Source organism: Pandoraea pneumonica (genome assembly GCF_902459645.1).
GTDB classification, from domain to species: Bacteria; Pseudomonadota; Gammaproteobacteria; order Burkholderiales; family Burkholderiaceae; genus Pandoraea; species Pandoraea pneumonica.
Map to the genome: position 1 here is coordinate 289,737 of NZ_CABPSK010000003.1, position 12,350 is coordinate 302,086.

Below are 12,350 nucleotides of genomic sequence, written 5' to 3' on the forward strand. Positions count from 1 at the left end.
CGCGATACCGAAATGGTGAAAAAGGGGCTGTCCAGTGGACAGCCCCTTTTTCATTTCACATTAGCAGAACGTGTAAGTGGCCCCCATATTGCGAAGAGACCAAGGCTTATCGACGTTGCCCCAGAAATCAGAAAAACAAACTCAATGCTGGTGGCATGTGAAAGCATGCCACCGAGTAATGGGGCCAGAATCATCAGCAGGAGTTGCAGACTTCTGCCGGTTGCCGTCACGGTCCCGAGAGCTTCCCGTGGGCACTCCCGTTGGAAAGTGATCATGAGTAGCATGACTCCAAGACCGTACCCGAAGCCATTGCCCACCCAAAGCACGAGCATGTGCCACGCAGAGAGCGAAAACCCGAAGTACACCGCGATCGCAGGAGTAAGGACTGTAAATCCAAAAAGCACACACGCGGCGAAAAGCAGCGTTGAGGAATCAAATCGCCGAACGACCGCTTTGAAAACAAGTGCGGCCAACATCGCCCCAGCGGCTGTGCAGCCGACAATCGCTCCAAACGTGCCGTCCGGATATCCGCGTGCCTGCAAGAATAGCGCCAAGAGTGCGTCGTAGAGTCCAAGAACGAAGGATTGACACGTTGCCACTGCGAACACGCGTCGCAGCAATCGGCTGCGACGAATAGTCTCGTAGAAGGTGGCCCATATCGGACGGACGCACTTGCGAGTGTGACGACCATGCTCGCGTTGCAGATTGCACCCTGTCGAAATCAGAACGATACCTATCACGCTCAGCGCTACAGAGATGGCGAACCCTGGAAGATGCCATCCAGCGAGAACTGCCGCGACCATTGGTGCGATCAGTTTCGTGATTTGATCTATGAGCGTAACGCGGCTCGCGTTCGCGGGGAGTTCGTCATCGGAGAGTAGATCGCGGAATAAGCGTTGCTCCGATGGCGCCGGAATGAGGTTCGCGATCCCTTTTAATAAAATACAGCCGATGAATAAGCCCAGCGTTGGCGCATGCCAAAGTGCGACTGCTGCAATCGCTCTAAAAACATAACTCCAGCGCAGCATGCGCCACGGACACATACGATCCGCGAGCGCACCAAACCACGGCCCAGCAACGACGCCCGGTACCCCGTACAGCGCCATCGCTACCCCGATGGTAATCGGGTCGCCTCCCCAACGAAAAGCGAGGCTGCCGAAGATCAATGTGAAATCAATCCATAGAATGGCAGCGCCGAGCGCACGAGAGAGAAGCACGCGCGTGTAGGGTTGGAATGCAAATATAAATGGCAAGGAGGTCGTCAGCGTAGAGAGTGAAGGAATTGCTTCCGCAGGTAGAGTCGATTCTCAGCGACAAAGCCGTCCAGCCCCGCCTCCAGCGAGAAGCGGGCCAAGTCTGACCGTCTGTTGATAAAGCCTGCGCCTTTGAAATTCAACGAAGTATTGCAAAGCACACCAACCCCAGAGAGCTTTCTAAATTCAGAAAGAACTTCATGCAGAGCGGGATTTTCGTTGCGACTCAACGTCTGAACGCGTGCGGAGCCATCAACGTGAGTGATCGCTGGGAGTCGCGAAGTCAATACGCGATGGAAGAAGAGCATATAAGGGCTCGGCGTGGCGGGCGCAAAGTGCTCAGCAAGCTCCTCCTCTCTACATACTGGCGCGATTGGCCGAAACGACTCGCGTTGTTTGATCTGGTTCAGGCGATGGAGCGTTGCTGCTTGGAGTGGGCTGGCCAAAATGGATCGGTGACCGAGCGCACGAGGACCGATTTCGGCCTTACCGCACGCCCATCCCAAAATAGCGCCATCGAGCAGGTGTTTGGCAACATCGCCCGGTGTCGCCGACCCGACGACAAAGTCCGAAGGGCCAAAATCGTCGAGCACTAGCGCTTGACCGGCGTAGACCGACCAGCGAAGTTTGGCCGACCCTGTGAGCGAGAATTGGACATCGGCTGCAGTTCCGATGGCCGATCCTGTGTCGTTTGGACAAGGTGGGACGAAGACGTCGGAAAACAAACCGGTCTCCAGAAGCGACGAGTTCCAGTCGCAGTTCAACGCACAGCCTCCACAAACAAGCAAAGGCGATCGTCCATCAACGAGTGGGCGGATTCTCTGGATGAAGTACTGAAAAATTGCGTCCGATATTAGACGTGCCCATCGCTTCCCTACATTCGACGTAACGCCACAGTTGTATTGGGGAAACGAACGAAAATCAGATTTTGATAACTTTGGGAGTCTCTCCGGATTTGCGAGAAGTGCATCGATCACCTCGCGCTCCGTTGAGGTAGGTGTCTCACTCTCATGAAATGCGGCGAGCGCCATCAACTTTCCTGCATCTGCCAATCTTATGGCCCCAGGAGGAAGGCAGAACGACTCGTCCATCAGACCATAGGCAAAGCCGTACCGGAGTCCAGGGCCCCACATCACGTTGCTTAATACCGTGATGTTTAATTTCTCATCAATCCGATAAAACCGCCCGATATACCCTTCCCATAAGAGGGCGTAGCATGGCGTGCCTTGCGGAAATGGCGAGAGCGCATAAGCACATAAAAGATGCGAGCGCTCGTGGGATGACGACATCACTCGTACCTCACGTCCGCATATTGTCTTACGACAAAACGTCGGTGGTTCTAGCCCAAGGTAACCGTGGCCAATTGGTCGCATTAAGTTGCCGCGACTTTCTTCCCAACCGCTAATCGCAAGCACGTCAGGCACTGACGGTAAGTCTTCCAACGTGTGAATGATCGATGTGATATCAAGCGCAGAGTATCTGGCCCCCGAGTCTTTCTCAGTTTCATGAGAGAAAACGAGGTTCCCATCAGATACATAAGCGGCAGAACCATCGTGACCTGGTTTGAAAGCGACAATATTCATAGACGTTCAATTTGGCCCAAGAAGTGCTTCATCGCGACGATTGCATCACGTGCCACAGATCCATCGCCATAACCCGCGCCGAGAAAGAAAAGTGTCGACTCTCGTACACCATCAACCTTGAGTAGTGCGTCCGCTTCCGCATCGACGAAATATCCCGTAGGCCAAGATTGGATCCCTTGCGCAGTGCAAACCAACTGGAAGGTTTGTAAGAGACAGCCAACATCCATCAGGGCAACACGATAGGCTCTGGAGTGCGGATACTTCCACCAAAGTTTGTCGAAACGTGAAGTGATAAACACGCCGAAGGCGAGATCCTTAGCTATCGTCTGATTGCACAACACCTTGCAAATTGAGTCAGCGCTCGGCATCGGCGCGACGTACGACAATTCGTGTCGAATGGATCGATAGTGATAGATCGCTGGAGGTAGGTCCGTGACGTTGAGTGCAACTAAGTACGGCTCACTCGACTGCATCGATCCTCCAGAAGGGGACGTTCTGCGATATCCCACCGACTGCATGCCATGCTCAACCAGATCTTGGCGTGAGCTTCCGTGCACGGCACCAAATGTTGTCCAAAGTGTGTTGGCGACTTGTTGGAGCGAGATCGCATGTCCGTCAAAAGCGCGACAAGTTGCCCGCTTGGACAATGTCGTGTTGAAGTCTATGTCGTCAATTGGCTCGGGGGACGGGAGGGACATCACGCGACCGTCAAGAAGAAGTTCGTCCTGCGGAATGCGTTCAGAAACCGAGGCGCAATGATTTATATACCCAAGATACGGAATAGCTTCTTCCTTCGCGTCAGATCGTGGAACCCGCGTTCCGACGTGGAACATTCGAGACAAGCAATCCCATCCCCAATCGGGAGGATCGCCCTCAGCTAACAATTTGGCATTAAGCAAGTCACCATCTGCTTTACTCATGCCGCCTGTCTCGCCAGAGGAAAGGCACAGTAATCGACGTAGATGTTCCGGCTCGATTTCATACTGCTTGTGTTGCCGGTAGTCCCAGAGGATTAACTTTCCTCCAATTATCTTTACGAAAGCAGTCGGACTCATGCGTTCCCCGTTAAGTAGCACAAGGGCACTGATGCCAGCGCCCCTGTGTCAGCTCGTGGATTACTTTGCGTTTACCGGTGCGGTATGAGGTGTGTTGTATGCGTCATTGGATTGATTCGAAAGCGGCGGCTCGAGTCGGATTTGCTTCATTTTGTTTCTCCTTAGATTGGGTTGCTTGCCTCCAGACATCGGGTCCGTTGGCGCCCCCATACTCGTCCGTCAAATAGTTGGCGGCTGTCCGATTTCGACGCGTTGTTTTGTCAATGCAACTAGGCGGTTCGAAAACAAAAAGGGCCAAGTTCTGTGCAATACAGAACTTGGCCCTTCATGGCACGGTCTACAGGTCTCACTTCAGCAAGTCAGTTCATCCGGATTGCCCACTGTACTTTCATTGCCGAGTTCGCTCACGCCGCCTTCGGCAACATCAACACCACCGCAAACCCTTCTCCGTCGATGCGCTCGAACGCCATTTGTCCGCCGTGAGCACGCATCACTTCAGCGACCATCGCCAACCCCAGACTCGCGCCTTCCCGGCCATCTGCACGCGATGAAAACGGGGTGCGTACGCGCTGCCATTCCGTCTCTGGAATGCCCGGGCCATCGTCGAAGAAGCGCAGACGCCACTGTTCGTCATGGCTCGTCACGTCGACATACAGACGACGCGGCGCACCGTAAGCAAGCGCATTGACCAGCACATTCTTGACCGCCTCGCGCAAGCTGAGCGCATCGCCGACGATCATCGCCGGAACGGTCTCGCCGCTCGACGTCTCGGGTAATTGCAGCGAGAAATCGATATCGCGATCCGCATACGACAACGTCTCGCGCATCGCATCCTGCAACAACTCCCCCAGATCGACCGGCGTCGGTGCCACGCTGTCGGCGCGGTGTTGCACCATCGCGTGATTAATCAACTGATGAATGAGTCCGCCCAGCCCTTTCGCCTGCTTTTGAATGCGCGCGATGTGCGATTGGCGTGCGGTCTCGTCGGTGGTTTGCGTCAGCATTTCCGCTTGTGCAGTGAGCGCGGTCACCGGCGTGCGTAACTGATGCGCAGCATCGCCAATCACACGCCGCATGAGTGCGCGCGACGTCGCCAGTCGCTGCATGAAGTCGTTGATCGCTCCGACCAATGCGAGTGTTTCCGCAGGCGCTGTCACTGCGAGTGGGACAAGATCGTTCGAATCCCGCGCACGAATCGCAGTCTCAATCTGCTTGAGCGGTGCGAGCGCTTGACGCAGTGTCCATAGCGCCGCAAGCAGCGTCAGCACGCCAGTGGCGATCGTGATAAGCAGCGTGTTATCCGCCAAATTCCGCGTAAATCGCACGCGCGCGTTTTGCGTGTGTGCCATCGCCACGACCGCCCACGGATGCGCTGCCGCGACCGGCATACGACGCCCAACAATGGCGATACGGATCGGCATTTCCTGATACGTGCCGTCGATCACGATGGGCCCATCGGCCAGCTTGTCCCACGGAATCGGCGGGCGAAACTCGGAGTCGCCCGCTACCGAGCGTCCGTTCGGATCGAGCACGGTGTAGAAAATCTGATCGCCGGGCGCGAGCGCCGAAAACGCTGCGAGCGGCACATCGACGTTCACTTCGCCGTTCTGATACCACGTGTTTTCCGCGACCTGAAGCGCGCTGCCAAGCAGCCATCGGTCGTACGCGCGATCGACGGCCGCACGCGTGGAAAACCAGATGCCGAGCAACACCGCCGCGACGGCGATAGCCAGCACCACGCCCATGCGAACGACGAGCCGTAGATAAAGCGACCGGCCGGGAACGATCATGACAGCACGAGTTGATAGCCCAGTCCGCGCAACGTGCGAATCTGGAATTGCGCGGCAGCAAGCTTCTTTCGCAAGCGTGCGACGTACTGTTCGAGCGCGTTCGCATTCGGCGGCGATTCGTCGCCATAGAGACGATCCATCAATTCGTCTTTGCCGAAGATACGGCCCGGGCGTGCCGCGAGAATTTCGAGCAGCGTAACTTCGCGGCGCGTGAGTTCGACCGGCAAGCCATCGATTTCCACGCCGCGGCTCTTGCGATCGAGTGTCAGGTTCGCGCAGGCGAGTTGATTGGTCGCATCTTGACCCGTGCGGCGCATGAGCGCGCGCACGCGGGCTTCCAGTTCGCGAAAATCGAAGGGTTTCGTCAGGTAGTCGTCGGCACCGAGATCGAGCGCACGCACGCGCTCTTCGATTTCGGCGCAGGCCGTGAGCATCAGCACACGCGTCGACAAACCACGCTCGCGCACGCGCCTGAGCAGTTCCAATCCGTCGATGTGCGGCAGCATCACATCGAGAATCAGCAGGTCGTAATCGTCGCCGATGCGCGCTGCCGCCGATGCGCCATCCGTCTCGCAATCGAGCGCGTGGCCGAGCCGCCGCAACTGTGTGGCAATGGCTTCGGCCACATCGACGGTGTCTTCCACCAGCATGATGCGCATGATTACAGGTCTCCTTTTGCCGACTTGAGCACGATGAGCACAGGGTTTGTCCTACCCCCGCCTGACCACGCCTGTCAGCTTCGTTACAGCTTTGCTGCTTAGTATCGGAGCCGATTATAAGAGCATCAATCAGGAGACAGGCAATGCCCAACAACCCCCATCCGGCCGCCGGGCCGGTGCCGGCTGCCGCACAGCCGTTGCTGGAAATCGATCAGGTCACGCTTCAGTACAAGACCGACGACTACCTCGTGACCGCCGCCCAGCAGGTCAGCTTCAATGTGTACCCCGGCGACCGGTTCGTGTTGCTCGGGCCGTCCGGTTGCGGCAAATCGACCCTGCTCAAGGCCATCGGCGGCTATCTGCCGCCCGTGCACGGTGAAATTCGCCTCAAAGGCCGCACAGTCACCGAGCCCGGCCCCGACCGCATGATGGTGTTTCAGGAGTTCGACCAGTTGCTGCCGTGGAAAACGGTGCGCCAGAACGTCGAATTCGCGCTGATCGCCAGCGGCCGCCTGAAAGGCCGCGAAGCCGCCGATCGCGCCGCACACTACATCGAGAAAGTCGGGCTGGCCAAGTTCATCGACAGCTATCCGCACACGCTCTCGGGCGGTATGAAGCAGCGCGTGTCCATCGCGCGCGGCATGGCCATGGAGCCGGACGTGCTGCTCATGGACGAGCCCTTCGCCGCACTCGACGCCCTCACCCGCCGCAAGATGCAAGACGAGTTGCTGCGCCTGTGGGACGACACGCGCTTCACCGTGCTGTTCGTCACGCACGGCATCGACGAAGCCATTCGCATCGGCACGCGCATTTTGCTGCTCTCGCCGCATCCGGGCCAAGTGAAAGCGGAGCTCAACAGCATCTCGCCGGAACAACTGGGCACCGCCCACCAGAGCGCGCTCGAGACGCGCATCGACCAACTGCTGTTCGCGGCGCACTGAGGAGACTCCCCCAATGAACACCCTGCAATCCGCGCAAGCTGCGCCTTCGGCCTCCGCCGTCCCGCCGATCGAACCCGTGTTCCGCCCGGAGATCGTGCTGGAGCCGGTGCCCGCCGAACTCTCGTCGATCCAACGCCCGCTCTCGACGTTCGAAACGCTCTATCGCCTGAGCTGGCTGCGCAAAACCGTCATCCTGCTCGTGCTGGCGCTAGTCTGGGAAATTTATGGACGCTGGCTCGATAACGCCCTGCTGTTCCCGAGCTTCACCGACACGCTCGAAGCCTTCGTCGGCGGCATCACCAGCGGCGTGTTGCTGCTGCGTGCGGTCATCTCGCTCAAGACGCTGCTGATCGGCTATGGCATCGGTATCGCGCTGGCCGCTGTGCTGACCACCGTCGCCATCAGTTCGAAGATCGGTAACGACCTGCTCGAAACGCTCACGGCGATGTTCAATCCGTTGCCTGCGATTGCGCTGCTGCCGCTCGCACTCATCTGGTTCGGTCTGGGCAATGGCAGCGTGATCTTCGTGCTCGTGCACTCGGTGCTGTGGGCCGTGGCACTCAACACGCACAGCGGCTTTCGCGGTGTATCGAAGACGCTGCGTATGGTGGGTCAGAACTACGGGCTCAAGCGCTTTGCGCTGGTGCAGCACGTGTTGATTCCGGCCGCATTCCCGAGCATTCTCACGGGCCTGAAAGTGGGCTGGGCCTTCGCATGGCGCACGCTGATCGCCGCGGAACTCGTGTTCGGCGTGTCGTCGGGCTCGGGCGGTCTGGGCTGGTACATCTTCGAGAACCGCAACTCGCTGGAGACGGCCAATGTGTTCGCGGGCCTGTTCTTCGTGATTTTGATTGGCTTGGCCGTAGAAAACCTGCTGTTCGCGCGCATCGAAAAGCGCACGCTGCACCGCTGGGGCATGCAGCACTAATTCATAATTCCAACGATACGGAGACAACAACACCATGAATCGACGTCATTTCACCCGCTGGGCAAGCACCCTTGCACTGGCCGCCACTACGGCACTCTCCACGCTCGGTAACGTGGCCCACGCCGAAGCCAGCACCGTGCGCCTGTCGCACGGCTACGGCATTCTCTATCTGCCGCTGATGGTCATGCGTGACCAGCATCTGGTTGAGAAGCACGCGAAGGCTTTGGGGCTGGGCGATGTGAAGACCACGTGGACGATTCTCGACGGCGGCAACGTCATCAACGACGCCATGCTCGCTGGCAATCTCGATGTCGCCGGTACGGGCGCGCCGGGCTTCGTCACGCTGTGGTCGAAGGCCCACGGCATTCCGCGCTCGGAAGTGATCGGCCTGTCGGCACTGTCGACCGGACCGCTTTGGCTCAATACGAATAACCCGAACATCAAGTCGCTCAAGGACTTCACCGCGAAGGATAAGATCGCGATTCCGGGGATCAAGACGTCGCTCTCGGCTGTGCTGCTGCAAATGGCCGTGGCCAAGACGTTCGGTATCGAGAACTACGCCAAGCTCGATCCGCAAACGGTCAGCCTGAGCCATCCGGAAGCCGTGAGCGCGTTGCTCTCAGGCAAGACGGAAATCACCGCGCACTTTACGTCGCCGCCATTCTCGTATCAGGAACTGAAAGACCCGCGCATCAAGCGCGTGCTCAATTCGACCGACGTGCTCGGCAACATCACCATCGACGTGGTGTTCGCGCCGAAGCAGTTCACGGTGCAGAACCCGAAGCTGGTGCAAGCGATTCTCGACGCTCAGGAAGAAGCCGCCGCGTACATCGCGAAGGATCACGTGGGCGCCGCGCAGACCTTCCTGCGCGTGTCGAAGATGAATCTGCCGCAAGCCGAGATCGAACAGATGATCAACGACCCGGGCCTGCAATTCACCACGACGCCCAATGGCTTGATGCAGTACGTCGAGTTTATGGGCCGTGCGGGCACGATCAAGACGCGTCCGGCAAAGTGGAGCGATCTGTTCGTGCCGCAGATGGCGGCGCGTCAGGGTAGCTGAAGCGTCGCGGGCACCGCGCCCCGCAACGCATTGCACACGACGATGGCCTGCGCAGTCAGCAGGTCGTCGCGTGTGACGACCGCTTCGACGGCATGCCACGTCCGGTCTTCGAGCAACACACTTCGCATCACACCGGGTAGCACGCCGCACGCGAGCGGCGGTGTTACCCACTGCCCACCCAGCTTGACGAACACACTGCTTCGTCCGCCCTCGGTGAGTTCTCCCCGGTCGTTGAAGAACAACGTGTCGAATGCGCCATGCACTTCGGCGTGCTTCCACGCGGCGTCGTAGCGCTCGCGCACCGTTGTTTTGTGACGCAGGAAAAGATCGTCGGCTCGCGTGGCGCTGGCGTCATCGGCAAGCAGCACTTTCACAGGACCTTTCAACGCTGTGAGCACACCGTGCGTGATCGTAGGCGTGCCGTCGTGCGAGATCGCCAGACGCACGCGATGCATATCGTCTTCGGATAAGGTCAACACGAGCGCGTCGAGCTGTGCGCACAAGGTGGCTTCGTCGAAGCGGAAACCGAAGTACTTCGCTGACTTTTCCAGACGCGCCAGATGACGGTCCAGATGCGCAATGCCCGCAGCTTGCGTGGCCTGCATGGTCTCGAAGATCGCGAAGCCGGGATCGAGCGCCGTCAGAAAGCGCGCTTTGAGCTTGCACTCCTCCCACTCTTCGTCTGCCTTGCTATCGAGCACGATACCTGCCCCGACGCCCAGGCGGCCACGACGCAAACCGTCCGCACGCGGCGATTCGAGTTCGAGCGTGCGAATGGCCACGGAGAGGCAGAAGTCGCCCAATTCGTCCGATGCATCGTCGCGGGCATCGAGCCATCCGATAGCCCCGGTGTACAAACCGCGTGGCGACGACTCCAGTTCACCGATCAGTTGCATCGTGCGATGCTTCGGCGCACCAGTGATCGAGCCGCACGGATACAGCGCGCGCAATACGGCGTGTAACGGTGTCTGGTCGGGCAGCGTGGCCGTGACCGTCGAGGTCATCTGCAACACGCTGGCAAAACGGGTGACTTCGAACAGCTTTGGCACTTTCACCGTGCCAGGCACAGCGATACGGCCCAGATCGTTGCGCAGCAAGTCCACGATCATCAGGTTCTCGGCGCGATTCTTCTCGTCGGCGGCGAGCGCGGCGCTGCGTTCGGCATCGACCGTCGCATCGCCCGATGCCGGGGCGGTGCCCTTCATCGGCTTGGCTTCGAGTTGACCGCGCGAGTGCCGCAGGAACAACTCCGGCGACAGCGAAAGAATGGCGCGGCCCGCAACGTCACGCGCGCCGGGCAGCATCACCAGTGCGCCATACGGCACTGGCTGACGCGCGCGCAAGCGGCGATACAACGCGATCGGTGAGCCGAAGGCGTCGAAGTTCAGGCGATACGTGTAGTTGATCTGGTAGCACTCGCCTTGCGCGAGCCAGTCGTGAATGCGCGCGATGGCGTCGTCGAAGGCGGGTTCGCTCACGTCGCGCTGTAGCGCAGCGACACCGGCGATGCTGGGGGATGCCGCGTGGCTCGCGACAGTTGAGTTGTCGCCGCTGGCAGCATTTCCCGCTTCGGCGGCCAAGCTAGCGACTTCCTGCGCCGCCAACCAAGCCTGCGTTTGCGCAGCGTCGAGCTTGCGCAATTCGCTAAACAGCAACGCCCGAAACTGCCCGGGGGCGCGGCGCGTCGCCACGGTATGCACCCCAGCCAAGCGCACACCAAATTCGTAATCTGCCAGCAGCACGGCGTGCAGGCCGTGGCGCGTGGCGTCTTCCACTTCGCGCAGCGCGTCGGAAAGCACACCGGGCTCGTCGCAAGTCACCTCGCGTACGAGCCCGGTATACAGACGCGCCCCGCCGGCCGGGTCCGCACTGTCGTCCAACAGCGCAAACGCGGCCAAGGGCGCTTCAATAGGCATGAAATTACTCGAAGAACTGCTTCACACGGTCGAACCAGCCCTTGGTCTGCGGGCTGTGACGTGCGCCGCCTGCCTTGAGCGACGTGTCGAAGTCGCGCAGCATCTGCTTTTGCTTGTCGTCGAGCTTGACCGGCGTTTCCACCTGCACATGCACGTACAGATCGCCCGGATAGCTCGCGCGCAGCCCCTTGATGCCCTTGCCGCGCAGTCGGAACGTCTTGCCCGTCTGCGTACCTTCGGGCACTTCGAACGTCGCCTTGCCGTGCAGTGTCGGGGCGTCGATATCGCCGCCCAGTGCCGCCGTCGCAAACGAAATCGGCATCTGGCAGTGCAGATCGTCGCCGTCGCGCTCGAACACGTTGTGCGCCTTGATGTGGATTTCCACATACAAATCGCCCGCCGGACCGCCGTTCACGCCCGGTTCGCCGTTGCCCGACGAACGGATACGCATCCCGTCTTCGATTCCCGCCGGAATCTTGATTTCCAGCGTCTTGGTCTTCTTCAACTTGCCCGAGCCGTGGCAGTTGGTGCAAGGCTCAGGAATGTACGAGCCCGTGCCGTGGCACTTCGGGCAGGTCTGCTGAATGCTGAAGAAACCTTGCGACATGCGCACCGAACCCGAACCGTTACAGGTCGGGCAGGTCTCGGGCTTGGTGCCCGGCTTGGCGCCGTTGCCGTGGCAGACTTCGCACTCTTCCCAGCTCGGCACGCGAATCTGCGTGTCGAAGCCGTTGGCGGCCTGCTCCAGCGTAATTTCCATGTTGTAGCGCAGGTCGGCACCGCGATACACCTGCGGACCGCCGCGGCCACCGCCACGGCCGCCACCGGGGCCGCCCTGACCGAAGATGTCGCCAAAGATGTCGCCGAAGGCGTCGGCAAAGCCGCCGAAGCCCTGACCGCCCGCACCGCCGAAGCCGCCCATGTTCGGGTCGACGCCCGCGTGACCGTACTGGTCGTACGCAGCACGCTTCTCCGGCTCGGAGAGCATTTCGTAGGCCTCTTTGACTTCCTTGAACTTCTCTTCGGCGTCCTTGCTGTCCGGATTGCGGTCCGGATGGTACTTCATCGCCAGCTTGCGATATGCCTTCTTGATTTCGTCGCCGTCAGCGTTCTTGGCGACGCCAAGGACTTCGTAGTAATCACGTTTGGCCATAACTCTTTC

Annotated in this window: 10 protein-coding genes; 3 read left to right on the forward strand and 7 right to left on the reverse strand. The window is 59.4% G+C overall.

Annotated features, from left to right (window positions below):
• Positions 1–50 precede the first annotated feature (50 nt).
• From PPN31114_RS16780 to PPN31114_RS16800, 5 genes are all read right to left on the reverse strand, one after another.
• Positions 51–1,253 carry an MFS transporter gene (locus PPN31114_RS16780; RefSeq protein WP_174988156.1) on the reverse strand — a complete coding sequence of 401 codons (1,203 nt, stop codon included), beginning with the start codon at positions 1,251–1,253 and terminating at the stop codon, positions 51–53.
• An 8-nt stretch (positions 1,254–1,261) separates the two neighbouring features.
• Positions 1,262–2,836 carry a carbamoyltransferase C-terminal domain-containing protein gene (locus PPN31114_RS16785; RefSeq protein WP_150680657.1) on the reverse strand — a complete coding sequence of 525 codons (1,575 nt, stop codon included), beginning with the start codon at positions 2,834–2,836 and terminating at the stop codon, positions 1,262–1,264.
• A complete protein-coding gene (locus PPN31114_RS16790) occupies positions 2,833–3,891 on the reverse strand; it encodes a SagB/ThcOx family dehydrogenase (RefSeq protein WP_150680658.1) in 1,059 nt (352 codons plus the stop codon). Before PPN31114_RS16790 ends, PPN31114_RS16785 begins: the two co-directional genes overlap by 4 nt.
• 404 nt (positions 3,892–4,295) lie before the next feature.
• Positions 4,296–5,681 carry a sensor histidine kinase gene (locus PPN31114_RS16795; RefSeq protein ID WP_150680659.1) on the reverse strand — a complete coding sequence of 462 codons (1,386 nt, stop codon included), beginning with the start codon at positions 5,679–5,681 and terminating at the stop codon, positions 4,296–4,298.
• On the reverse strand, positions 5,678–6,340 hold the full coding sequence (locus PPN31114_RS16800; RefSeq protein WP_150680660.1) for a response regulator transcription factor: 663 nt from the start codon (positions 6,338–6,340) through the stop codon (positions 5,678–5,680). Before PPN31114_RS16800 ends, PPN31114_RS16795 begins: the two co-directional genes overlap by 4 nt.
• Before the next feature lie 143 nt (positions 6,341–6,483).
• On the opposite strand from PPN31114_RS16800, the gene PPN31114_RS16805 reads away from it, so the two are divergent.
• The 3 genes from PPN31114_RS16805 to PPN31114_RS16815 are packed head-to-tail and all read left to right on the forward strand — an operon-like array spanning position 6,484 to position 9,272.
• A complete protein-coding gene (locus PPN31114_RS16805) occupies positions 6,484–7,281 on the forward strand; it encodes an ABC transporter ATP-binding protein (RefSeq protein WP_150680661.1) in 798 nt (265 codons plus the stop codon).
• Between the two features lie 13 nt (positions 7,282–7,294).
• Positions 7,295–8,209 carry an ABC transporter permease gene (locus tag PPN31114_RS16810; protein WP_246182605.1) on the forward strand — a complete coding sequence of 305 codons (915 nt, stop codon included), beginning with the start codon at positions 7,295–7,297 and terminating at the stop codon, positions 8,207–8,209.
• Between the two features lie 34 nt (positions 8,210–8,243).
• On the forward strand, positions 8,244–9,272 hold the full coding sequence (locus PPN31114_RS16815) for an ABC transporter substrate-binding protein (protein ID WP_150680662.1): 1,029 nt from the start codon (positions 8,244–8,246) through the stop codon (positions 9,270–9,272).
• Here the strand turns inward: PPN31114_RS16815 and pabB are convergent.
• Complete coding sequence (pabB, locus tag PPN31114_RS16820) at positions 9,260–11,188, reverse strand: aminodeoxychorismate synthase component I (protein WP_150680663.1); 1,929 nt, start codon at positions 11,186–11,188, stop codon at positions 9,260–9,262. The genes PPN31114_RS16815 and pabB overlap by 13 nt on opposite strands.
• A 4-nt stretch (positions 11,189–11,192) precedes the next feature.
• Positions 11,193–12,341, reverse strand: a complete 1,149-nt coding sequence (gene dnaJ, locus PPN31114_RS16825) for a molecular chaperone DnaJ (protein ID WP_150680664.1) — start codon at positions 12,339–12,341, stop codon at positions 11,193–11,195.
• Between the last annotated feature and the right edge of the window lie 9 nt (positions 12,342–12,350).

Coding starts and splice junctions, on each gene's coding strand:
- PPN31114_RS16785 (WP_150680657.1), bottom strand. CDS start 2,836: ATGAATATTGTCGCTTTCAAACCAGGTCACGATGGTTCTGCCGCTTAT.
- PPN31114_RS16790 (WP_150680658.1), bottom strand. CDS start 3,891: ATGAGTCCGACTGCTTTCGTAAAGATAATTGGAGGAAAGTTAATCCTC.
- PPN31114_RS16795 (WP_150680659.1), bottom strand. CDS start 5,681: ATGATCGTTCCCGGCCGGTCGCTTTATCTACGGCTCGTCGTTCGCATG.
- PPN31114_RS16800 (WP_150680660.1), bottom strand. CDS start 6,340: ATGCGCATCATGCTGGTGGAAGACACCGTCGATGTGGCCGAAGCCATT.
- PPN31114_RS16805 (WP_150680661.1), top strand. CDS start 6,484: ATGCCCAACAACCCCCATCCGGCCGCCGGGCCGGTGCCGGCTGCCGCA.
- PPN31114_RS16810 (WP_246182605.1), top strand. CDS start 7,295: ATGAACACCCTGCAATCCGCGCAAGCTGCGCCTTCGGCCTCCGCCGTC.
- PPN31114_RS16815 (WP_150680662.1), top strand. CDS start 8,244: ATGAATCGACGTCATTTCACCCGCTGGGCAAGCACCCTTGCACTGGCC.
- pabB (WP_150680663.1), bottom strand. CDS start 11,188: ATGCCTATTGAAGCGCCCTTGGCCGCGTTTGCGCTGTTGGACGACAGT.
- dnaJ (WP_150680664.1), bottom strand. CDS start 12,341: ATGGCCAAACGTGATTACTACGAAGTCCTTGGCGTCGCCAAGAACGCT.